21 protein-coding genes are annotated in these 20,614 nt (G+C 63.6%); 14 read left to right on the top strand and 7 right to left on the bottom strand.

Annotation, left to right across the window (positions count from 1 at the left end; all coding sequences use genetic code 11):
- Positions 1–16: 16 nt before the first annotated feature.
- Positions 17–985: a GlxA family transcriptional regulator gene (locus tag AC1RL5_RS11460; protein ID WP_072451827.1), complete on the top strand. Its 969-nt coding sequence runs from the start codon at positions 17–19 to the stop codon at positions 983–985.
- Between the two features lie 90 nt (positions 986–1,075).
- Here the strand turns inward: AC1RL5_RS11460 and AC1RL5_RS11455 are convergent, their stop codons facing one another.
- Positions 1,076–3,496 carry a penicillin acylase family protein gene (locus AC1RL5_RS11455; protein WP_019093424.1) on the bottom strand — a complete coding sequence of 807 codons (2,421 nt, stop codon included), beginning with the start codon at positions 3,494–3,496 and terminating at the stop codon, positions 1,076–1,078.
- 95 nt (positions 3,497–3,591) lie between these two features.
- Positions 3,592–4,179 (bottom strand): DUF6436 domain-containing protein, encoded by a 588-nt coding sequence (locus tag AC1RL5_RS11450; RefSeq protein ID WP_019093425.1) that lies wholly within the window; start codon positions 4,177–4,179, stop codon positions 3,592–3,594.
- A 110-nt stretch (positions 4,180–4,289) separates the two neighbouring features.
- Between AC1RL5_RS11450 and bipL the strand changes: the two genes are divergently transcribed.
- A complete protein-coding gene (gene bipL / locus AC1RL5_RS11445) occupies positions 4,290–5,228 on the top strand; it encodes an alpha/beta hydrolase (RefSeq protein ID WP_492589336.1) in 939 nt (312 codons plus the stop codon).
- A 133-nt stretch (positions 5,229–5,361) separates the two neighbouring features.
- Here bipL and AC1RL5_RS11440 read toward each other — a convergent pair whose 3' ends face one another.
- Positions 5,362–6,114, bottom strand: a complete 753-nt coding sequence (locus AC1RL5_RS11440; protein ID WP_011064089.1) for a DUF2059 domain-containing protein — start codon at positions 6,112–6,114, stop codon at positions 5,362–5,364.
- A gap of 161 nt (positions 6,115–6,275) precedes the next feature.
- Between AC1RL5_RS11440 and AC1RL5_RS11435 the strand changes: the two genes are divergently transcribed.
- Together AC1RL5_RS11435 and AC1RL5_RS11430 are read left to right on the top strand one after the other, a co-directional pair.
- A complete protein-coding gene (locus AC1RL5_RS11435; RefSeq protein WP_011064088.1) occupies positions 6,276–6,908 on the top strand; it encodes a 2OG-Fe(II) oxygenase in 633 nt (210 codons plus the stop codon).
- Between the two features lie 2 nt (positions 6,909–6,910).
- Positions 6,911–7,399 (top strand): 2-thiouracil desulfurase family protein, encoded by a 489-nt coding sequence (locus tag AC1RL5_RS11430; RefSeq protein WP_011064087.1) that lies wholly within the window; start codon positions 6,911–6,913, stop codon positions 7,397–7,399.
- A 148-nt stretch (positions 7,400–7,547) separates the two neighbouring features.
- Here the strand turns inward: AC1RL5_RS11430 and AC1RL5_RS11425 are convergent, their stop codons facing one another.
- Positions 7,548–8,333 carry a transporter substrate-binding domain-containing protein gene (locus tag AC1RL5_RS11425; protein ID WP_492589337.1) on the bottom strand — a complete coding sequence of 262 codons (786 nt, stop codon included), beginning with the start codon at positions 8,331–8,333 and terminating at the stop codon, positions 7,548–7,550.
- Positions 8,334–8,465: 132 nt separating this feature from the next.
- Between AC1RL5_RS11425 and AC1RL5_RS11420 the strand changes: the two genes are divergently transcribed.
- Entirely contained in the window at positions 8,466–8,903 is a 438-nt protein-coding gene (locus tag AC1RL5_RS11420) for a DUF4399 domain-containing protein (RefSeq protein ID WP_072443525.1), read from the top strand.
- A 60-nt stretch (positions 8,904–8,963) separates the two neighbouring features.
- On the opposite strand, the gene serA is transcribed toward AC1RL5_RS11420, so the two are convergent.
- A complete protein-coding gene (gene serA / locus AC1RL5_RS11415; protein WP_011064084.1) occupies positions 8,964–10,193 on the bottom strand; it encodes a phosphoglycerate dehydrogenase in 1,230 nt (409 codons plus the stop codon).
- Between the two features lie 204 nt (positions 10,194–10,397).
- Between serA and AC1RL5_RS11410 the strand changes: the two genes are divergently transcribed.
- The 4 genes from AC1RL5_RS11410 to AC1RL5_RS11395 all read left to right on the top strand — a co-directional run bounded on the left by AC1RL5_RS11410 (position 10,398) and on the right by AC1RL5_RS11395 (position 14,600).
- Positions 10,398–11,792 (top strand): FAD-binding oxidoreductase, encoded by a 1,395-nt coding sequence (locus tag AC1RL5_RS11410; protein WP_019093428.1) that lies wholly within the window; start codon positions 10,398–10,400, stop codon positions 11,790–11,792.
- Between the two features lie 43 nt (positions 11,793–11,835).
- The gene (locus AC1RL5_RS11405) at positions 11,836–12,501 is read left to right on the top strand and encodes a fumarylacetoacetate hydrolase family protein (protein WP_072451824.1); all 666 of its coding nucleotides are present in this window, start codon (positions 11,836–11,838) and stop codon (positions 12,499–12,501) included.
- A 165-nt stretch (positions 12,502–12,666) separates the two neighbouring features.
- Positions 12,667–13,593: an SdiA-regulated domain-containing protein gene (locus AC1RL5_RS11400; RefSeq protein ID WP_041774518.1), complete on the top strand. Its 927-nt coding sequence runs from the start codon at positions 12,667–12,669 to the stop codon at positions 13,591–13,593.
- 101 nt (positions 13,594–13,694) lie between these two features.
- Positions 13,695–14,600, top strand: coding sequence for an SdiA-regulated domain-containing protein (locus tag AC1RL5_RS11395; RefSeq protein ID WP_015637404.1), 906 nt, complete (start codon positions 13,695–13,697; stop codon positions 14,598–14,600).
- Positions 14,601–14,672: 72 nt separating this feature from the next.
- Here AC1RL5_RS11395 and rpiA read toward each other — a convergent pair whose 3' ends face one another.
- On the bottom strand, positions 14,673–15,344 hold the full coding sequence (rpiA, locus tag AC1RL5_RS11390; RefSeq protein ID WP_016963479.1) for a ribose-5-phosphate isomerase RpiA: 672 nt from the start codon (positions 15,342–15,344) through the stop codon (positions 14,673–14,675).
- A 203-nt stretch (positions 15,345–15,547) separates the two neighbouring features.
- Between rpiA and ilvA the strand changes: the two genes are divergently transcribed.
- Genes ilvA through AC1RL5_RS11370 form a run of 4 tightly spaced genes read left to right on the top strand, consistent with a single transcriptional unit; the run spans position 15,548 to position 19,267 of the window.
- Complete coding sequence (ilvA, locus tag AC1RL5_RS11385; protein ID WP_072451822.1) at positions 15,548–17,062, top strand: threonine ammonia-lyase, biosynthetic; 1,515 nt, start codon at positions 15,548–15,550, stop codon at positions 17,060–17,062.
- A 40-nt stretch (positions 17,063–17,102) separates the two neighbouring features.
- Positions 17,103–17,531 carry a DUF2269 family protein gene (locus tag AC1RL5_RS11380; RefSeq protein ID WP_011064077.1) on the top strand — a complete coding sequence of 143 codons (429 nt, stop codon included), beginning with the start codon at positions 17,103–17,105 and terminating at the stop codon, positions 17,529–17,531.
- Between the two features lie 15 nt (positions 17,532–17,546).
- Positions 17,547–18,803 (top strand): SDR family oxidoreductase, encoded by a 1,257-nt coding sequence (locus tag AC1RL5_RS11375; protein ID WP_072451821.1) that lies wholly within the window; start codon positions 17,547–17,549, stop codon positions 18,801–18,803.
- A complete protein-coding gene (locus tag AC1RL5_RS11370) occupies positions 18,800–19,267 on the top strand; it encodes a DUF2269 family protein (RefSeq protein ID WP_011064075.1) in 468 nt (155 codons plus the stop codon). The genes AC1RL5_RS11375 and AC1RL5_RS11370 overlap by 4 nt, the downstream gene beginning before the upstream one ends.
- A gap of 50 nt (positions 19,268–19,317) precedes the next feature.
- Here the strand turns inward: AC1RL5_RS11370 and AC1RL5_RS11365 are convergent, their stop codons facing one another.
- On the bottom strand, positions 19,318–19,974 hold the full coding sequence (locus AC1RL5_RS11365; protein ID WP_093405390.1) for a histidinol-phosphatase: 657 nt from the start codon (positions 19,972–19,974) through the stop codon (positions 19,318–19,320).
- 144 nt (positions 19,975–20,118) lie between these two features.
- On the opposite strand from AC1RL5_RS11365, the gene AC1RL5_RS11360 reads away from it, so the two are divergent.
- A complete protein-coding gene (locus AC1RL5_RS11360; RefSeq protein ID WP_011064073.1) occupies positions 20,119–20,598 on the top strand; it encodes an RNA pyrophosphohydrolase in 480 nt (159 codons plus the stop codon).
- The last annotated feature ends 16 nt before the right edge of the window (positions 20,599–20,614 follow it).

Below are 20,614 nucleotides of genomic sequence, written 5' to 3'. Positions count from 1 at the left end.
GAGGGCTGTTTGCACCATGGGTAGAAGCGTTGCCGTGCTGGTTTTTCCGGGTGTCCAGGCTCTCGATGTCACCGGGCCCATGGATGTGTTTTGCGAAGCCAACCGGTTTCTGCCGGCCGAGGATCACTACCGCTTGCGGGTGATTGGCGTCGAGACTGGGGCGCAGGCCTGTTCCAATGGCCTGCTGTTACACGCCCATTGTTCTTTCACCCAGGCCCTGGAGCCCTTTGACCTGTTGCTGGTGGCAGGCGGCCCGCAGGTGCCTGGCAGCCAGTTCAGCCCTGCCTTCTACGCCTGGCTGCGGGAGGCCTGCGCCCGGGCCAAGGGCTTCGGCTCGATCTGCAACGGCGCGTTCATCCTGGCCCGGGCCGGGTTGCTGGAAGGGCGCACGGTGACCACCCACTGGAGCGATGCGCCGGCGCTGGCTGCGCTGTGCCCGGGCACTCGGGTCGAGGCTGATCGACTGTACGTCCAGGACGGCAGGCTGTTCACTTCGGCGGGGGTCACCGCCGGCATCGACCTGTCGCTGTACCTGCTGGCCCAGGATCATGGTGCGGGGGTGGCCCTGAGCGTGGCCAAGCGTCTGGTGGTGTTCACCCAGCGCACGGGGGGGCAGTCGCAGTTCAGCCCGTTTCTGCTGCCCCAGGCCGAGGCCACCTCCACCGTGGCTCGGGTCCAGCAGCATGTGCAGGACCGGTTGCAGGCGGACCTGAGCATTGCCGAGCTGGCCCGGGCGGTGAACATGAGCCCGCGCAATTTTGCCCGAGTGTTCGTTCGAGAAGCGGGGGTGACTCCGGCGGAATTTGTCGAAGGCGCGCGGATGGATGCGGCGCGGGGGATGCTCGAACGCAGCGCGGCGCCGCTCAAGACCGTGGCCTACGCCTGCGGTTTTCGCGATGCCCAGCACATGCGCAGCGTGTTCAACCGGCGCCTGGGGCTGACCCCGCAACAGTTCCGCCTGAACTTCAGCACCGTACCCTTGTAGGAGCCGGCTTGCCGGCGAAGGCGTCCTTCAGCGGAGTGCAGGGCTTGCTGGCCTCTTCGCTGGCCAGCTCGCTTCTACACCCGCCGCTGGTCAAGGCGCGGGGACCCGAGGGCGTGCCGGCAGCAGCTTCAGGGTGCTGCGGGTGTTGGCGGTGACTTCCTCGTCGCTGAAGTGCGCCTGCTGGTAGACCCCTTCGATATAGGCTTCGGCCTGATCGTCGTAATGCTTGTCGAACAGCACGCCACTCTGGCCCACCGGGTTGATGGTCAGGCTGTGGGCCGGGTCGGCGAAGTCGATGATGCGCCGGGTCGAGGGCCCGTAGACCACTGACCAGGGCGCCGGGCCGATCTTGGCGGTGAGGTTGTTCGGCACTTCGTGGCTGCCGGGGGCGTCCAGGGGGCCGACGTTGAACAGTCGGTCCAGGGGCTTCTGCATGCCCAGAGGGTGGCCGTGGGTCAGCGTGTGGGCCTGGCCCCAGCGCCATTGCGCCGGGTTGGCGCCCAGGGTCAGGCGCAGGTGGTCGATACTGGCGCGCCAGGCCAGCTTGACCGTGTCGGCGCGGCTTTCGCGCTGGGGCGTGGTGCGGTTGTCCCACCAGGGCGAGTCGGGGTCCGCCGCCAGTCGGGGCAGGGCGGCGTCCACCACCCGGGCCTGGATCAGGGCGTCGAAATAGGCGTCGCCGAGTTTTTCATGGAAAGTGGCATCGGCCAGGTTGAACAGGAACTGGTTGAACAGCGTCGCGCTGGTGGATTCCAGTGGATAGTCGCCCTGCCATTTCGCCAGTTGCTCCACCAGCTTCAGTTCCTCGGGGTCGCTGACTACTTCACGCAACACCGGCAACAGCGGCGCCAGCAGGCGCGGCCCGTAGGCGGTGGTGGTGCCCAACTGCAGTTTCTGGGTGTTCTCCAGGTCCCATTTCTGGCTCTTGTCGCTGAGCTGCCGATCCAGTTGCTGACCACGGTCGGCCAGGTTGTAGTAGCCGGGGATCTCCATGCCGGTGGGGGATACCGGCTGGAAGTTGGCCGAGACGATATAGCCCCGGGCCGGGTTCTCTTCCTGGGGGTTGGCGCTGAAGGGGTAGAAGCCTTCCTTGTCCGCCAGGCTGGTGCTGCCATCGAGGATGAAGGCCGGCTTGGCCCCCGCCGGGCGCTTGGGCAGGAGCGCCGCCGCCCACCAGCCGATGTCGCCCTTGGCGTTGGCCCAGACGATGTTCAGGCCCGGTGCATGGACCTTGGCGGCCGCAGCGCGGACCTTGGCCAGGGTGTCTGCGCGGTTGAGCTGGTAGAAGCCGTCGAGGATCGGGTTCGGGGTTTCCAGGAAACCCCACCACATGGCGATCGGCGCCTTGCCCACAGTGGTACCGAGCATGTCGTTGATGATCGGGCCGTGGGGCGACTGGCGCAGGGTCAGGGTCACCGGGGCCTGGCCCTTGACGGCGATCTGCTGCTCGCTGGTGATCAGGTCCACCCACTTGTCGTGGAACCAGACCTGATTGGGGTTCTCCGGGTTGACCTTTTCGGCGATCAGGTCGAGGTCATCGTTCTGGAACATGGTCAGGCTCCAGCCGAAGTCCAGGTTGTGGCCGAGGAAGGCGAAGGGCACCAGGGCCTGGTGATGACCGTAGAGTTCAAAGCCAGGGGCCGAGAGCTGGGCCTCGTACCACACCGACGGCAGCGAGTAGCGGATATGCGGGTCGCCGGCCAGCAGCGCGCGGCCGCTCTTGGTCCGCGAGCCGGAAACCACCCAGGCATTGCTGCCCTCGAATTGCGGCAGCCCGGCTTCTTCCAGGGCTTGCTGGCTCAGGCGGGCGATCCGGCCCAGGCCCTGCCAGTCGACGGCGGCCAGTGGCGCTGAAGGTGGGGTCTTGCCCTTGGCCAGCACGCCCTTGGGCTGCCAGTCGAGGTCGAACACCTTCAGGTAGTCATTGCCCAGCTCGTCGCGGATGTAGGTCAGCAGCGGCTCGGTGCGAAAGGCCATGGCAAAGCTGTAGGCCATGAAACCGGCGACGCTGACGGTGTCTTCTGCGGTGAAAGGCCGCTTGTGGATGCCCAGGACGTCAAACTCGATGGGGCTGGCGTGGCTGTCCTGATACTGGTTGATGCCGTCCAGATAGGCTTCCAGGGCCTTCCAGGCGGGTGACTGATGGTCGAGCCCGGCGATATAGCTGTCGGCCCGTTCGCGAATCCGCAGGCTGCGGAACAGTTTGTCGGTGTCCACCAGCTTGGGCCCCAGCACCTCTGCCAGCTCGCCCCGGGACAGGCGCCGCAGCACTTCCATCTGGAACAGCCGGTCCTGGGCGTGCACGTAGCCCAGGGCGCGGTACAGGTCGGCTTCGTTTTCGGCGCGAATGTGCGGCACCCCGCGTTCGTCGTAACGCACGGTGACCGAGCCTTGCAGGCCATTGAGCTCGACCTGGCCCTGACGCGTCGGCTGCTTGCTGTACAGGTAGCCGGCAAGCCCTGCCAGCAGGGCGAGGATCAGTACGGCGACGACGGTCAGGCTGCGTTTCATGCGGGCTCCTTGCTGTTGTTGTATTCAATGCCGCCTTGGGAGAGCTGCAGAGATTTAGCACAAGTCAGGGGCCCCGCGCAGGAGGCAGTCCTTGATTAGTCGCGAATGCCTTGTTCGGCCGGCCAGGGGCAGTAGCAGCCGATGGCCAGGGTGTGGGTGGCGCTGACCGGGCGATTGTCCTCAAGGGCCTGGAGGATGGGCTCGATGAAGCTGTTGCTGGAATTGCAGGTCAGGCCTTCGCTGTAGGGGCCGAAGTAGGCCAGCTTGCCGTTGCGGTCCCAGATCGCCACTGCCGGGCTGGCGGGGATCTGTTCCGCTCCGGGCAGGCTGTCGAGGTGCTTCAGGCGGCTCAGGGTGGCGGGTAGCTGGCCGTGGCTGCCGGGCTTCTGTACGGCATAGAACTCCACGCCCCGCGGGCCATAGGTTTCGATCAGCTCGGCCAGGTGCTGCTGGTTACCGACATTGCAGGGGCAGGCCGGGTCCCAGAAATGCACCAGGCGGATCGCCCCGGGGCCGGCCAGTTCGGCGGGCAGTTGCAACGGGTCGCCGGAGAACATCGCGGTGTGCTCGCTGAACGCCCGCAGATAGCGGCCCTGGAACCATTCGTAGGCGTTCCACAGCACCACGGCGCAGATCAGGACGAGCAGGCTGGCAAGCAGGGGCGTGCGGTAAGACTGGCGCATTAAGATCGGTCCTCGAAGGTCGCGTAGCTTGCCATGCTTGCCGCGACAGATGAATATCGCAGGCCCAGAAAGCCCGTTTTGTCGCCGGTACCCCCGCTTTGGAATTCTCTATGCCCGCCACTTTCGACCCCGACCACCTGCGTGCCAGCCTGCAACCTCTGGTCGCCGGGCAGCCTTTGTCGGTGGAGGGGCAGGCCTACCAGCGCTTCTATGGGCTGGATTTCACCGGGCGGGCGCTGGTGCCGCGCAGCCGCCTGGGGCGTTTCCAGGTGGACGGCTACGACGTGGTGAGCCAGGTCTGGTGGCCGGAGCAGCCACGGGCCACGCTGTTTCTGTTCCACGGCTTCTATGACCACATGGGCTTGTACCGGCATGTGATCGAGTGGGCGCTGCAACGGCGTTTCGTGGTGATTTCCTGCGACCTGCCCGGGCACGGCCTTACCAGTGGCGAGCGGGCCAGTATCGATGATTTCGCGGTGTACCAGCGGGTGCTGCAAGGCCTGTTCGCCGAGGCCCGGTCCCTGGAACTCCCCGAGCCCTGGCACCTGTTCGGGCAAAGCACCGGCGGCGCGATCATCATGGACCACCTGCTCAACCAGGGCGCCGAGAGCCCGGCCCAGGGCCAGGTGATGCTGCTCTCGCCGCTGGTGCGGCCGCGGGCCTGGGGCTGGTCGATGCTCAGTTATTACGCGCTGCGGCCCTTCGTCACCGGCATTGCCCGGCGCTTCAGCGAAAACTCCAACGACCCGGATTTCCTCGCGTTCCTGCAGGTCGACCCGTTGCAGCCGCAACGCTTGCCGACGGCCTGGGTGGGAGCGCTGTCGCGCTGGATCAAGCGCCTGGAGGCGGCGCCCCGCAGCTCCAGGCAGCCGTTGATCGTTCAGGGGGATGCGGACATGACCGTGGACTGGCAGCACAATCTGCAAGTGATTCGCGGCAAGTTCGCCGCGCCCGAGCTGTTGATGCTGCCCGATGCGCGGCACCACCTGGCCAATGAAATCCCGTTGTATCGCGATCAGTACTTCGCCTTTCTGACCCAGCACCTCTAGAGATTGGTGCAGCCGCTGCCGCAGGCTGCGACGGCCCTAAGGGACGCAAGAGCCCAAGGCTACTGCAGGCTCGTCAGGCGATTGCCAGGCAAGGGCCTGTGGGCTCGGCCGCGGTCACAGGCGAGTTGCCGGGTCAGGGGGCGAGGCTGGAAGTGCTCTGGCCGACCGCCAGGCCGGCGCGAATCGCTGCCAGGGCGGCCTGGTAGTAGGCCTTGCCTTCGCTGGACTCGGCGAAGGTGGCGAACTCTTCCAGCTCCGTGTCGGACAGATCCCGATAGACGTACAGCAAGGTGTTGTTCAGGTCGTTGCCGATCTGCTGCATCAGCCGCTGGCGCTGGCCGTTGAGCATGCCCTGGGCCTGGCCGCCGCCCAGCAGGCCGGGAATCATCTGGCTCAGGCTGTCGGCGGCGACACCGGCAATCGCCAGGCTCACCTCTGCACCCGCTTCCCGGGCCGGCAGGGCCTGGGCCAGGTGGCCGATGATCAACTGGCGGTTGTCGCTGGCCTGCATCTTCGGCAGGCCCTGGGCGTTCTTGGCCAATTGGTCGCGGCGGGTCGCCAGCAGTTCGGCGGCGACAATCTTGCGGCCCAGGGGCGACTGGAAGAAGGCCAGGGCCGGTGCGGGGTCCGCCAGGTTCTGCCGCAGTTGGGCCTCGGCGCGACGGTCCACGGCCTGGGGTGCGAAGCGCTGGTTGCTGTTGTCCACCAGGGCTTGATAGACCGCCGGCGGTAGGCTGCTCTGGTAGCGCTGCTGGGCGGCGCTGAGGGCATCGTTGAAATGCGCGCGCTGTTGCGCCCAACCGGCGACCTGGTACAACTGGTCGTGGCTGTCTGCCCAGGCAGGCAAGGCGCAGAAGATCAACAGTGAGAAAAGCAAACGGCGCATAAGGACTCCTGTCAGCAGGCGACTATTCTCCGGGGCAAGAGGGTGGTTGTCGAGAATTCGTATCAGCATCCCTCGGCAAACCGATGATGTGTAAGCCCATTGAAAAAAATGCTTCATCCTCCGCTCTGCGGCTCTGTCAGATTTTTCTGAGGCTGGATACTATGCGCGCCATGCAAATACCCTCTGATCATCCGCTGTTGTTGAACATTGTCGACGACCTGGCCGCCTGTGGCTGGTCGCAGCAAAATGTCTTCCTGTCCGAGGCTCTGACCCTCGAACTGGCGGCTGAGTGCCGTAAACGTGCGGCTGAAGGTGAACTGGCGCCGGCGGCGGTAGGACGCGGGCCGGCCCAGGAGATCCGCGAGGGTATTCGCGGCGACCATATCCAGTGGCTCGAACCCGGTCAGGCCCAGGCCTGCGATAGCTACCTGGAACTGATGGACAGCCTGCGCGAGGCTCTGAACCGAGGCCTGTTCCTCGGGCTTGAAGATTTCGAATGCCATTTCGCGATGTACCCGCCGGGAGCCTTCTACAAGCGCCACGTGGATCGCTTTCGCGATGACGACCGGCGCATGGTCTCGGCGGTGGTCTACCTCAATGAGGAGTGGCTGCCCGAGCAGGGCGGGCAATTGCGCATGTACCTCAATGACCGGGGGCAATACGATGTAGTCCCTGTCGGGGGGCGGCTGGTGGTGTTTCTTTCCGGCGAAGTCCCCCATGAAGTCATGCCCGCGACCCGGGAACGCCTGTCCCTGACCGGCTGGTTCCGGCGCCGTGGTAACGAGCCGTTCTGAATATGCACAAGATCCTGGTCAGCCGCTGCCTGTTGGGCCACCGCGTACGCTACGACGGCGGTGCCAGCGGCCCGTTCGATCAACTGGCCGCCTGGCAGCAAGAGGGACGAGTGGTTGCCCTGTGTCCGGAGGTTGCTGGTGGTTTGCCCACGCCACGGGCGCCAGCGGAGATCCCCGGCGGGCAGGGTGTCGATGTGCTTGAGGGCCGGGCACCGGTGATGACCTGCGAAGGTGAAGATGTCAGTGCCCAGTTCCTGGCTGGCGCCCGCCAGGCCCTGGAGCTGGTGGAAAAGCACCGGATCCGTGTTGCCGTGCTCAAGGCCCACAGCCCATCCTGTGGCAACCTGCTGACCTATGACGGCAGCTTCAGCGGGGTCAAGGTTTCGGGGGAGGGCGTCACCGCCGCGTTGCTCAAGCAGCACGGGGTGCAAGTCTTCAGCGAGCTGCAACTGCCCGAGGCCGCCAGCGCCCTGGCCGCATTGTCCTCGTAGCCGCTGCCGAGCTTTAGCGAGGCTGCGAAAAGGCCCTAAGGGCCTTGCTTGACGGTTTCCGCCGACCTCTGGCGGCCATGAAGCCCCTGCGTCCCTTCGGTCCGTTCGCAGGCTGCGGCTACAGGTCAATCCAGGCAGCTTGTGTCGTTTACTGCCCGGCTTCGGCCTTCGGCGGTTTGCTCGCGTCCATGCCGAACCATTTCTCCGACAGGGCCATCAGGCGCCCGTCGGCCTTGATCCGCTGCAAGGCGCTGTCCAGGCTCGCGCGAAACGCCGGGTTACCTTTCTGGAAGGGGATCGCCAGGCTCAGGGTCGGTCCGACCTTGGCGCCTTCTTTCACCGGCAGGCGGCTGTCGCGAATGGCGTAGGGAATCAGCAGGCGATCGCTGATGGCGGCGTCGATCTGCTTGTCCGCCACGTCCTTGATCGGCTGCTGGGCATCGGCGTAGCTGCGCAGGTTGATCCCTTCCACAGTCCGCGCCTGATCGACGAACTGGCTGCCCTGGGCCACCCCCAGCGCCTGGCCGCGCAGGGCCTGCAGGGAAAACAGCGGACGCTGCTCTTCCTTGCGCACAATCAACTGCGCACTGGAATAGCTGTAGGGTTCGCTGAAATCGAAACGATCCTTGAGTTCCGGGGTCATTGCTATGTGGTTGATCGCCACGTCGAACTTGCCGCTTTCCACTCCCGGGAGCAGTTCGGCGGCCTCGGTCACCACGATGTCCGCGCGTACGTCCAGTTCACTGGCCAGCAGTTGCCCCAACTCCACCTCGAAACCGGTGAGTTTGCCGTCGTCCTTGAAATTGAAGGGCGGCGTATCGGCTTCCAGGGCGATGCGCAGCTCGCCGCGGTCATTGATATCGTCCATCAGTTCGGCTTGAGCGCAAGTGCTCGCAAGGGGCAGCAAAAGTAACAGGCCAGGCAGGAAACGCATGGTCACTCCTTGAATTTATATGAGCGATGCGCCGTTCAGGCTCGCTTTGCTAAGGTGTTGAGTGCCTTCGACAACGAATTGCCACGAAGTTGTCATAACCGTAAAAGATTTGCGGAAAAACTGGAGAAGATAATGAAAATTTTTATGTCGCGTGCTGCTTTGGCCGGTCTGTTGCTGGGAACCTCGATGCTGGCCGGTGCAGCGGAAATTCCGCGTACCGAGGCACCTGCCGGCGCCAAGGTGACTATCGTTTCCCCGGCCGACGGGGCCACCGTGGACAAGACCTTCAAGGTCAAGTTCGGCGTTGAAGGCATCGCCCTGGCTCCGGCGGGCGATCAGACCGCCAACACCGGCCACCATCACCTGCTGATCGATGTCGATCAGTTGCCTGCCGAGAACCTGCCGATCCCGATGGACGCCAACCACCTGCACTTCGGCAAGGCCCAGACCGAAACCGAAGTAACCCTGGCACCCGGCAAGCACACCCTGCAACTGGAACTGGGGGACAAGAACCACGTGCCTTTCAACCCGGTGATCGTCTCCAAGAAAATCACAGTAACAGTGAAATAATCGTAAACACGATAAAAAAGGGAGCCCAGAGGGCTCCCTTTTTTGTGCCGCGGTCGAGGCTTAGAACAGCACGCGGCAACGGATGGTGCCGTTGATGTGCTGCAGCTTCTCTTGCGCCAGGTCCGAGTACTCGGCGTCGACGTCGATCACCACGTAGCCGACCTTCTCGTTGGTCTGCAGGAACTGGCCGGAGATGTTGATGCCGTTTTCGGCGAAGACCTTGTTGATCTCGCTCATCACGCCCGGAATGTTCTCGTGGATGTGCAGCAGACGGTGCTTGCCCGGGTGGGCCGGCAGCGCCACTTCAGGGAAGTTGACCGAGGACACCGAGGTACCGTTGTCGCTGTACTTGACCAGTTTTTCTGCCACTTCCAGGCCGATGTTGGCCTGGGCTTCAGCGGTGGAACCGCCGATGTGCGGGGTCAGGATCACGTTGTCCAGGCCGCGCAGCGGGCTTTCGAACTCTTCGTCGTTGGAGCGCGGCTCCACCGGGAATACGTCGATGGCCGCGCCGATCAGGTGCTTGTCCTTGATCGCGTCCGCCAGGGCGTCCAGCTCGACCACGGTGCCGCGGGCGGCGTTGATCAGGATGCCGCCCTTCTTGATGGCGCGGATTTCCTTCTCGCCGATCATCCACTGGGTGGCCGCGGTTTCCGGCACGTGCAGGGTGACGATGTCGGACATGCCCAGCAGTTCGTGCAGGTTGCCCACCTGGGTGGCGTTGCCCAGTGGCAGCTTGGTCACGGTGTCGTAGAAAAACACCTGCATGCCCAGGCCTTCAGCCAGGACCGACAACTGCGTACCAATGGAGCCGTAGCCGACGATACCCAGCTTCTTGCCACGGATTTCGAAGGAGTTGGCCGCGCTCTTGATCCAGCCGCCACGGTGGCAGGAAGCGTTTTTCTCGGGGATGCCGCGCAGCAGCAGGATGGCCTCGGCCAGCACCAGCTCGGCAACCGAACGGGTGTTGGAGTACGGCGCGTTGAACACCGCGATGCCGCGCTCACGAGCGGCGGACAGGTCAACCTGGTTGGTGCCGATGCAGAAGCAGCCCACTGCGACCAGTTTCTTCGCGTGGTCGAAGATCTCTTCGGTCAGTTGAGTGCGGGAGCGAATGCCGATGAAGTGTGCATCGGCGATCTTTTCCTTGAGCTGGGCTTCCGGCAGAGAACCGGTGAGGTACTCGATGCTGGTGTAGCCGGCGGCCTTGAGGACGTCGACAGCGGATTGGTGGACGCCTTCGAGGAGAAGGAACTTGATCTTGCTCTTATCGAGAGAAGTCTTGCTCATCTGCGTAAACCTGTGTCCCGGAGAAAAATGGCAGGGAAGTGGACAGCTTGAGCTGACCTGGGCGGCACTGGGCCGACACCGCAGAAAGGCCCTTGGGCACTCTCCTGCGGGGGCGGTATGCTAGCATACGCGCCCCGCTAAACACTCATTCCTGCGACGTGAAGCGTTCTCAGGATGACCATGAATTGTTCGAGAGTTCTGTCGATGACCAATCCTGCCCTGATTGATGAGCTGAAGACCCTGGTTGAGCCTGGCAAGGTGCTGACCGACGCTGACTCCCTGAATGCTTATGGCAAGGATTGGACCAAGCATTTCGCCCCGGCCCCGACAGCCATTGTGTTTCCGAAAACCATCGAGCAGGTCCAGGCCATTGTGCGCTGGGCCAATCAGCACAAGGTTGCGCTGGTGCCTTCGGGCGGTCGCACCGGGCTTTCGGCGGCAGCGGTGGCAGCCAACGGCGAGGTGGTGGTGTCCTTCGACTATATGAACCAGATCCTCGACCTGAACCTGACCGACCGCACCGCGGTGTGCCAGCCGGGCGTGGTCACCGAGCAGTTGCAGAACCTGGCGCAGGAAAACGGCCTGTACTACCCGGTGGATTTCGCTTCTGCAGGTTCCAGCCAGATTGGCGGCAATATCGGTACCAATGCCGGCGGAATCAAGGTGATTCGCTACGGCATGACCCGCAATTGGGTGGCTGGCATGAAGGTGGTCACCGGCAAGGGCGACCTGCTGGAGCTGAACAAGGACCTGATCAAGAACGCCACCGGCTATGACTTGCGCCAGCTGTTCATCGGCGCCGAGGGCACCCTGGGCTTCGTGGTCGAGGCCACCATGCGCCTGGACCGGGCCCCGAAGAACCTCACGGCGATGGTCCTGGGCACCCCTGATTTCGACTCGATCATGCCCGTGTTGCACGCCTTCCAGGGCAAGCTGGATCTGACGGCCTTCGAGTTCTTCTCCGACAAGGCCCTGGCCAAGGTCCTGGCCCGTGGCGACGTACCGGCACCGTTCGAGTCCGACTGCCCGTTCTATGCGCTGCTGGAGTTCGAAGCCACCACCGAGGAAGTGGCCAACCACGCCCTGGAAACCTTCGAGCACTGTGTCGAGCAGGGCTGGGTGCTGGACGGCGTGATGAGCCAGAGCGAAACCCAGTTGCACAACCTGTGGAAGCTGCGCGAATACATTTCCGAGACCATTTCCCACTGGACGCCGTACAAGAACGACATTTCGGTCACTGTGTCGAAAGTCCCGGCCTTCCTTCAGGAAATCGACGCCATCGTCGGCAAGCACTACCCGGACTTCGAAATCGTCTGGTTCGGCCACATCGGCGACGGCAACCTGCACCTGAACATCCTCAAGCCGGACAACCTGAGCAAGGACGAGTTCTTTGCCAAGTGCGCGACGGTCAACAAGTGGGTGTTCGAGACGGTCGAGAAGTACAACGGCTCGATTTCCGCGGAACACGGCGTTGGCATGACCAAGCGTGATTACCTGACCTACAGCCGCTCGCCGGTGGAGATCGAGTACATGAAGGCGGTCAAGGCCGCGTTCGACCCGAACGGCATCATGAACCCGGGCAAGATCTTCGCGATCTGAGGCCGGGTAGTGTCCAGATAACGCACACAAGCAGGAGTCGGTAATGAGCTATCAGCACCAGTATGTCGACGGTACCCGGATCCATTTTCCGGTGGGCAAGGTGGTGTGCATCGGTCGCAACTACGCCGAGCACGCCAAGGAGCTGGACAACCCGGTACCTACCGAACCCCTGTTGTTTATCAAGCCGGGCAGTTGTGTGGTGCCCCTGGAAGGTGGGTTCGCGATTCCCACCGAGCGTGGTTCGGTGCACTACGAAGCGGAAATCGCGGTGTTGATCGGCAAGCCGCTCTCCACCAAACCCGGCCGCGAAGAAGTGCTGGATGCCATTTCCGGCTTTGCCCCGGCACTGGACCTGACCCTGCGGGACAAGCAGGCCGAACTCAAAGCCAAGGGCCTGCCCTGGGAAATCGCCAAGTCGTTCGACGGCGCGGCGGTGATCGCGCCCTTTGTGGTGGGCAGTACCTTCGCCGACCTGACCGACATCGGCATCCGCCTGACCATCAACGGTGAAGTACGCCAGGACGGCAACAGCGCCATCATGCTCAACCCCATAGTGCCGATGATCCAGTACATGGCCGGTTGTTTCTCCCTGCAGGCCGGCGATGTGATCCTCACGGGCACGCCGGTCGGGGTTGGGCCGCTGAATGTCGGCGATGAGCTGGTGCTGGAGCTTCCCGGTGCCAGCCGTTTCACCAGCAGCGTCCGTTGATCCGAATCTTTCTGCGCTGGGCCCGGTAATCCTGGGCCCGGCGCAGAGAGATCAGCGGCTTTAACCGTTTTTTCACATTTTATCCCGGATAATTCCGAAGCTTATGGTTCGCGGATCTGAAATCCCTGTGCTACTACCTTTGGCCGCGTTTCTGGAATCTGTGTGATGGACGCCCACCCTCTACCTAAACCTCGTCTCATCCGCCGCTTGCGATTGCGCATGCGCTGGTATTCCTGGCTGCTGTTGGCGGGCGTGATCTGCTATGGCGTAGCCAGCCTCATGCATTGGGATGATCGTGGGGCTCTCTGGGTTCAGGAAGGTTTTGTCAGTACCGCCGAACGCAGCTCCAGTATCTGGCTGCCCAGCTACCGGGCAGTGATCGACGCCAAGGTCCTGCCAGGCATGGAGCGGGACGAAGCCTCCGATCTTTCCTATAACCCCCAGACCAAGACCTTGTTTTCGGTAATGGGCAAGCACCCATTCCTGGTGGAGCTGTCGCTGCAAGGCGACGTCCTGCGCAAGATGCCTCTGGTGGGCTGGAGCAACCCGGAAGGGGTCGCGGTCCTGGAGAATGGCCTGCTGGCGATTGTCGATGAGCGCGAGCATTCGCTGGTGATCGTCAAGGTTGATGCCAATACCCGGTCACTGAATGTCGCGGACTTCCCCAAATACGACCTGGGCCCTTCGGCAGACCAGAACAAGGCGTTCGAAGCCATTGCCTGGAACCCGCGCAAGCAACAGTTGCTGTTGGGGGAGGAGCGCCCGCCGGCGTTGTTTACCTGGAGCAGCGACGGTAGCCAGGTACTCAAGGGCAACAAGCAGAAGCTGGCCAGCGACGAACTCGACTTGCGCAACCTTTCGGCCCTGGGCATCGACCCGCGCACCGGCCATACCCTGGTGCTGTCGGCTGATTCCCATCTGCTGCTGGAGCTGGACGAGCAGGGCGAACAGGTCAGCTTCATGGCCCTGCTCGGTGGCTTCAATGGCCTGGAAAAAACCATTCCCCGGGCCGAAGGGGTGGCCATGGATGAGGCCGGCAACCTCTACATGGTCAGCGAGCCCAACCTGTTCTATCGCTTCGAAAAGCAGTGAGCCCTAGCCTGGCACTCGAGCCGGGCCATTCAGGGCATTAAGCTTTAATTCAGGCGGCTGTGATATTTCATCAGCCTGTCCTGATTTCGAGCCTGCCCGCCATGTATCGCCTCACCCGCCTGCAACCCCTTTACCTGATCCTCTGCCTGATGGCCGTGCTGCTGGCGGTGTTTGTCCATAACCACAGGTTGTGGCAGCGCGCCTGGTTCGACTGGCAATCCTACTGGCAGGTGGCGGCCCCCCAATCCCTGGGGCTGGGCGATTACCGGGTCGTGCTGGAGGCGCAGCCCATCGAGGGCCTGGATGAGGTCTCGGCGCTGACCTACGATCCGCTGCGCAATAGCCTGTTCACCGTGACTAACAAGAATTCCGAACTGATCGAGCTGTCCCTGGACGGGCAGATCCTGCGCCGCATCGCTCTGGTGGGCTTTGGCGATCCGGAAGCGGTGGAGTTCATCAGTGCCAATACCTATGTGATCAGCGACGAGCGCCAGCACCGGCTGATCAAGATCCAGCTGGACGATGAAACCACGGCGGTGGATGCGGCAGAAGCCGAGCAGATCACCCTGGGCGTGCACCTTGCCGGCAACAAAGGCTTCGAGGGGCTGGCCTACGACTCCCAGGGCAAGCGCCTGTTCGTCGCCAAGGAGCGCGACCCGATGCTGATCTACGAAGTGCAGGGCTTCCCCCATCAAGATCCGGAGCAGTCCTACGGGATGCATGTGGTGAACAACCCCAAGCGCGATGCTGGTCTGTTCGTGCGTGATCTATCCAGCCTGCAATACGACGAGCGTAGTGGCCACCTGCTGGCACTGTCGGACGAGTCGCGGCTGGTGGTGGAGCTGGATGTCGAGGGGCGCCCGCTGAGTACCCTGGCCCTGGGCAAGTGGCGCCAGGGCCTGAGCAAGGCAGTGCCTCAGGCGGAAGGGATGGCCATGGATGACGCCGGCACCCTGTACCTGGTGAGCGAACCGAACCTGTTCTACGTCTTCAAGAAACCGATGTAGGAGCCGGCTTGCCAGCGAAGAGGCCTTCAAAACCGCCTTCGCCCGCTCGCCGGCTCCAATCCGCAGGCCGGCTCAGGCCTTGAGGGTCTTCACCCCTTCGGCGGTACCCAGCAGCAGCACGTCGGCGGGGCGTGCAGCGAACAGGCCATTGGTGACCACGCCGACAATGGCATTGATCTGGCTTTCCAGTTCCACCGGATTGGTGATCTGCATGTTGTGCACATCGAGGATGATGTTGCCGTTGTCGGTGATCACGCCTTCGCGGTACACCGGGTCGCCGCCCAGTTTCACCAGTTCACGGGCCACGTGGCTGCGGGCCATGGGGATCACTTCCACGGGCAGCGGGAAGTTGCCCAGCACCGGCACCAGCTTGCTGGCGTCGGCGATGCAGATGAACGTCTTGGCCACGGCGGCGACGATCTTTTCCCGAGTCAGGGCGGCGCCGCCGCCCTTGATCAGGTTCAGGTGCTCGTCGCTTTCGTCGGCGCCGTCGATGTAGAACTCCAGGTCGCTCACGGTGTTGAGTTCGTAGACCGGAATTCCGTGGCCCTTGAGGCGCGCGGCGGTGGCTTCGGAGCTGGCCACGGCGCCGTCGAAGGCGCCCTTGTGCAGGGCCAGGGCGTCGATGAAGCAGTTGGCGGTGGAGCCGGTGCCGACCCCGACGATGCTCTTGTCATCGAGTTTCGGGAGGATAAGGTCGACGGCGGCCTGGGCAACGGCCTGTTTGAGTTGATCCTGGGTCATGCGGGCTCCGAAGCGGGCAAGGGGGGGCACAAAGGCCGGCATTATAGGCGCCGCGGCAGATCAGGTCATTGCCCGTTTGGCTAATCGGCCGGGCTTCAGAGAAGGCGAGGGGGCGGCTAAAACCTCTGTATTCGTGTGGTCGCCCGGGCAAACGCTGGGTTAGACTCCCTGGCCCTGCCCAACCCGCTCAGTGATGCTTTCCGATGCTCGAACAGTACGTCAAGAAGATCCTCACCTCGCGCGTTTATGACGTTGCCGTAGAAACCCCATTGCAGACTGCCCGCCAGCTTTCCGAGCGGCTGGGCAATCAGATCTGGCTCAAGCGTGAAGACTTGCAGCCGGTGTTCTCGTTCAAGATCCGTGGTGCCTACAACAAGCTGACCCAGCTCAGCGATGCCGAGCGCGCCCGCGGCGTGGTCACTGCGTCGGCGGGCAACCACGCCCAGGGCCTGGCCCTGGCGGCCAAGGTGCTGGGGGTCAAGGCCACTATCGTGATGCCCAAGACCACCCCCGAGATCAAGGTCGAGGGCGTGCGCTCCCGTGGCGGCAAGGTGGTGCTGCACGGTGATACCTTCCCTGAAGCGCTGGCCTACTCCCTGAAGCTGGTGGACGAGAAGGGCTACGTCTACATCCATCCCTACGATGATCCGCACACCATTGCCGGGCAGGGCACGGTGGCCATGGAGATTCTGCGCCAGCACCCCGGCCCGCTGGATGCGATCTTCGTTCCGGTCGGCGGCGGCGGCCTGATCGCCGGCATTGCGGCCTATGTGAAGTACCTGCGCCCGCAGATCAAGGTCATCGGCGTCGAGCCGGACGACTCCAACTGCCTGCAGGCGGCCATGGCCGCCGGTGAGCGCGTGGTGCTGCCGACCGTGGGGATCTTCGCCGACGGCGTGGCGGTGGCGCAGATTGGCCAGCACACCTTCGACATCTGCAAGGATTATGTGGATGAAGTGATTACCGTCAGTACCGACGAGATCTGTGCGGCAATCAAGGACATCTACGACGATACCCGCTCGATCACCGAACCTGCCGGCGCCCTGGGCGTTGCCGGGATCAAGAAGTACGTCGAGCAGCGCGGTATCAGCGGGCAGACCCTGGTGGCCATCGACTCCGGGGCCAACGTCAACTTCGACCGCCTGCGCCACGTGGCCGAGCGCGCCGAACTGGGCGAAGGCCGCGAAGCCATCATCGCCGTGACCATCCCCGAGAAGCCCGGCAGCTTCAAGGCCTTCTGCGAGGCGGTGGGCAAGCGCCAGATCACCGAATTCAACTACCGCTACAACACCGGCAGCGAAGCGCACATCTTCGTTGGCGTGCAGACCCACCCGGAAAACGATCCGCGCAGCGCCCTGATCGCCAGCCTGACCGAGCAGGGCTTTCCGGTGATCGACCTGACCGACAACGAACTGGCCAAGCTGCACATCCGCTATATGGTCGGCGGCCATGCCGAGAAGGTCAGCGACGAAGTGGTGCTGCGTTTCGAGTTCCCGGAGCGTCCGGGGGCGCTGTTCAACTTCCTCAACAAGCTGGGCGGGCGCTGGAATATCTCGATGTTCCACTACCGCAACCATGGTGCGGCGGATGGCCGGGTAGTCGCCGGCCTGCAAGTGCCGGCCGATGAACGTCACCTGGTGCCCGCGGCGCTGGAGCAGATTGGCTATCCGTACTGGGATGAAAGCGACAACCCGGCCTACCAGCTGTTCCTCGGCTGAACGACTACGCTGAGGATCGGAGCCTTAAGGAAGCGAAAACATGGAAACACTGACCACGCTGAAGACGCTTCATGTACTGGCCACCGTGCTGCTATTGGGCAGTGCGCTGGGGCTGGCGATCTGGGTCTGGCGCCTGCGCCGCCAGGGGGATGCCACGGTTTATAGCCGGGTGCTGCACCGTCCGGGCCTGTTCGGCTGGCTGTTGCTGGCGCTGGGCATGCTGACATTGCCGTTCAGCGGTTGGTGGCTGGTGCATCTGGTGGGTTGGCCGCTGGGGCAGACCTGGGTCCTGGGTTCCAGTGTGCTCTATACCCTGGGGGCCCTGGCCTGGCTGTGGCTGATGGTGCGCCTCAACCGCCTGCGGGTGGCCAAGGTTGCCAGCGGCCTGGCGTTCACCCTGGTGCTGGCGGTGTTCAGCGCCGCATGTTTCGTGACCATTGCCGGTCTTATGGGCGCCAAGCCGGTCTAACTCTCAAGGATTGCCATGAAGGTCGTTCTGGTGGGGGCCACAGGGTTTGTCGGCCGTCATCTGCTGGCGGCATTGCACGCTGCCGGCCATCAGCTGATTGCCACCAGCCGTCGCCCGCAGCCCCAGGGGTTGCCCGGGGTGGAGTGGCGCCAGCTGGATCTCGATTGCCTGGGCCGCGAGCCCCAGCCCTTTGCCCTGCCTGCCGACACCGACCTGCTGATCAACGCCGCGGGGCTGTTGAGCACTGATGCGCGGGCGTTGAGCCTGACCCAGGACCTGGGTACCCGCGCGCTGTTCGATCTGGCGGCGGCCCGGGGCGTGCGGGTACTGCAGATTTCCGCATTGGGGGCCGGGATCCTGCCCCAGGTGCCGTTCCTTGCCAGCAAGGCGGCGGCGGATGATTACCTGCTGCAGTTGGGAGTACCGGCGGTGGTGCTGCGGCCCTCGCTGGTGCTCGGCGCTGGCGGTGCCAGCAGCGGCTGGCTGACGAGGCTGTCGCCCTGGCCGCTGATTCCCTTGCTGTCCGCCAAGGCGCAGATGCAGCCCTTGCATATAGAGGACTTGAGTGCTGCGGTGCTGGCGCTGCTCAGGCAGTGGCCGCAGGAATCCATGGTTCTGCCCCTGGTCGGCCCGGAACGCATGACCATGGCGCAACTGCTCGATCGCCTGCGGTCGGCCCAGGGCTGGGGCCCGGCGCGCTACTTCAAGCTGCCAGCGGTCTTGCTGCGGCTGGTGGCCGCTGCTGGCGATCGTCTGGGCTGGCGAGCCTTGAACCGGCAGAGCCTGGCCATGGCCCACCACGACAACCTGGCGGATCCGCAGGTGCTGGCCTCGGTCTGCGGGTATCACGCGGCGCCGCTGGCGGCCCGCTTGCAGGACTGGCCGCAGACGGCGCAAAGCACCCAACTGGCCCTGCGCCCGCTGTTGCTGGCAGTGATGGTGCTGATCTGGCTGGGTACCGCGCTGGTGTGCATCGGCCCGGGTTACGACTGGGGCCTGCGGATCATGGCCGAGGCTGGCGTGCAGGGCATCTGGGCGGCCCTGGCGGTGATCGGCGGTTCACTCTGTGATGCGCTGCTGGGTGTCGGCCTGCTGCTGCGGCGCTGGCGCCGGCGGGCCTTGCAAGCGCAGTTGGGGCTGATGCTCGGCTACACCCTGATCATCAGTCTGATCCTGCCGCACTTCTGGTTTGACCCTTATGCCGCCGTCGCCAAGAACCTGGTGCTGATGGTGGCGACCCTATGGCTGCTGTGGACCGAACCCCACCAATGAGCGCTTACCTGCTGTTGAAAACCCTGCATATCCTGTCCTCCACCGTGCTGTTCGGCCTCGGCGCGGGGTCGGCCTATTACGCCCTGCGGGCCTGGCGCAGTGGCCGGGTGGAAGTGATCGCCGTGACCTTCAAGCACCTGGTGTTCGCCGACTGGGCCTTTACCGCCACCACGGCGGTATTCCAGCCGTTGAGCGGGCTGGGGCTGGTGCACCTGGCAGGCTGGTCGCTGCAGCAGGCGTGGCTGATGTGGAGTCTGGGGCTGTATGTGGTGGCGGGGCTGTGCTGGCTGCCGGTGGTCTGGTTGCAGATCCGAGTGCACAAGATGGCCGAGCAGGCCCTGCAGGACGGGACGCCGATGCCGCTGCGGGCAACCCTTTATATGCGCTGGTGGTTCGCCCTGGGCTGGCCGGCGTTCCTGGCCTTCATGGCGATTTTCTATCTGATGGTGGCCAAGCCGGCGTAGGTTTTTTCGCTGGCAAGCCAGCGCCTACAGCCGGCTCGCCGGCGAGCTGCCTAGTCGCGCAGGCTGATGACCTGCCAGCCACGTTTCTCGGCCTCGGCCCGCAGGTTCGGGTCCGGGTCAACGGCCACGGCGGTGGTCACTTGCTCCAGCAGGGGCAGGTCGTTCATCGAGTCGCTGTAGAAGTAGCTGTCTTCCAGGCTGTGGCCGGTCTCTTCCAGCCAGCGGTTGAGGCGGGTGACCTTGCCTTCACGGAAACACGGCACATCGGTACTGCGCCCGGTGTAGCGGCCATCCTGCATTTCGCATTCGGTGGCGATCAGGGTTTCCACGCCCAGGCGTACGGCGATCGGCGCGGTCACGAAACGGTTGGTCGCGGTGATGATCACCAGCTTGTCGCCGGCAGCGCGATGCTTGTCCAGCAGGGCCTGGGCCTTGGGCAGGAGGATCGGCTCGATGCAGTCGCGCATGAAGTCGCGGTGCCACTCTTCGAGCACGACCATGTCGGTGCGGCCGAGGATTTCCAGGCAGAAGTTCAAGTAGGCGGCATTGTCGAGCTTGCCGGCCAGGTAATCCTGATAGAACTCGTCGTTGCGGGTCTTGTAGGCGACGGCGTCGAGGAAGCCCCGCTCGCACAGATAGTCGCCCCAGGCGTGGTCGCTGTCGCCGCCCAAAAGCGTGTTGTCCAAGTCGAATAAAGCCAGGCGCATTGCAGTTACTCGCTGAAAAGTCGCGGAAAAAGGTGCCCAGAATACGGTCTTTTCACAAGAGTGCACATAAGGTAAGCAGCCTCGTTGCTGCATTCCCAAGCTTTGTGGAACAATGCGGCGACATGCGTTTGCGAGGTTGTAGCCGTGATCGACCCCGATGGTTTCCGCCCCAATGTCGGGATCATTCTGACCAATGATGCCGGACAGGTGCTATGGGCTCGCCGTATCAATCAAGATGCCTGGCAGTTTCCTCAAGGGGGAATCAACCCCGATGAGACGCCGGAAGACGCCTTGTATCGCGAGCTGAACGAAGAAGTGGGGCTGGAGCGCGAAGATGTGCAAATTCTCGCCTGCACCCGGGGCTGGTTGCGCTATCGTTTGCCGCAGCGTCTGGTCCGGACCCACAGCCAACCGCTGTGCATCGGCCAGAAGCAGAAATGGTTTCTCCTGCGCCTGATCTCCAACGAGCAGCGGGTGCGGATGGATTTGACCGGTAAACCGGAATTCGATGGCTGGCGCTGGGTCAGTTATTGGTATCCGTTGGGCCAGGTGGTGACATTCAAGCGCGAAGTGTATCGCCGCGCTCTCAAAGAGCTTGCCCCGCGCCTGCTAGTGCGCGACTGACGACGGAGTTCGACCC

The organism is Pseudomonas sp. GW822-FHT06D10 (genome assembly GCF_058799535.1).
This window is presented reverse-complemented; position numbering and strand designations above follow the sequence as displayed.

Coding starts and splice junctions, on each gene's coding strand:
- AC1RL5_RS11365 (WP_093405390.1), bottom strand. CDS start 19,974: ATGCGCCTGGCTTTATTCGACTTGGACAACACGCTTTTGGGCGGCGAC.
- AC1RL5_RS11380 (WP_011064077.1), top strand. CDS start 17,103: ATGGAAACACTGACCACGCTGAAGACGCTTCATGTACTGGCCACCGTG.
- AC1RL5_RS11410 (WP_019093428.1), top strand. CDS start 10,398: ATGACCAATCCTGCCCTGATTGATGAGCTGAAGACCCTGGTTGAGCCT.
- AC1RL5_RS11420 (WP_072443525.1), top strand. CDS start 8,466: ATGAAAATTTTTATGTCGCGTGCTGCTTTGGCCGGTCTGTTGCTGGGA.
- AC1RL5_RS11450 (WP_019093425.1), bottom strand. CDS start 4,179: ATGCGCCAGTCTTACCGCACGCCCCTGCTTGCCAGCCTGCTCGTCCTG.
- AC1RL5_RS11405 (WP_072451824.1), top strand. CDS start 11,836: ATGAGCTATCAGCACCAGTATGTCGACGGTACCCGGATCCATTTTCCG.
- AC1RL5_RS11370 (WP_011064075.1), top strand. CDS start 18,800: ATGAGCGCTTACCTGCTGTTGAAAACCCTGCATATCCTGTCCTCCACC.
- AC1RL5_RS11430 (WP_011064087.1), top strand. CDS start 6,911: ATGCACAAGATCCTGGTCAGCCGCTGCCTGTTGGGCCACCGCGTACGC.
- AC1RL5_RS11425 (WP_492589337.1), bottom strand. CDS start 8,333: ATGCGTTTCCTGCCTGGCCTGTTACTTTTGCTGCCCCTTGCGAGCACT.
- AC1RL5_RS11400 (WP_041774518.1), top strand. CDS start 12,667: ATGGACGCCCACCCTCTACCTAAACCTCGTCTCATCCGCCGCTTGCGA.
- AC1RL5_RS11375 (WP_072451821.1), top strand. CDS start 17,547: ATGAAGGTCGTTCTGGTGGGGGCCACAGGGTTTGTCGGCCGTCATCTG.
- rpiA (WP_016963479.1), bottom strand. CDS start 15,344: ATGACCCAGGATCAACTCAAACAGGCCGTTGCCCAGGCCGCCGTCGAC.
- AC1RL5_RS11455 (WP_019093424.1), bottom strand. CDS start 3,496: ATGAAACGCAGCCTGACCGTCGTCGCCGTACTGATCCTCGCCCTGCTG.
- ilvA (WP_072451822.1), top strand. CDS start 15,548: ATGCTCGAACAGTACGTCAAGAAGATCCTCACCTCGCGCGTTTATGAC.
- AC1RL5_RS11440 (WP_011064089.1), bottom strand. CDS start 6,114: ATGCGCCGTTTGCTTTTCTCACTGTTGATCTTCTGCGCCTTGCCTGCC.
- bipL (WP_492589336.1), top strand. CDS start 4,290: ATGCCCGCCACTTTCGACCCCGACCACCTGCGTGCCAGCCTGCAACCT.
- serA (WP_011064084.1), bottom strand. CDS start 10,193: ATGAGCAAGACTTCTCTCGATAAGAGCAAGATCAAGTTCCTTCTCCTC.
- AC1RL5_RS11460 (WP_072451827.1), top strand. CDS start 17: ATGGGTAGAAGCGTTGCCGTGCTGGTTTTTCCGGGTGTCCAGGCTCTC.
- AC1RL5_RS11435 (WP_011064088.1), top strand. CDS start 6,276: ATGCGCGCCATGCAAATACCCTCTGATCATCCGCTGTTGTTGAACATT.
- AC1RL5_RS11395 (WP_015637404.1), top strand. CDS start 13,695: ATGTATCGCCTCACCCGCCTGCAACCCCTTTACCTGATCCTCTGCCTG.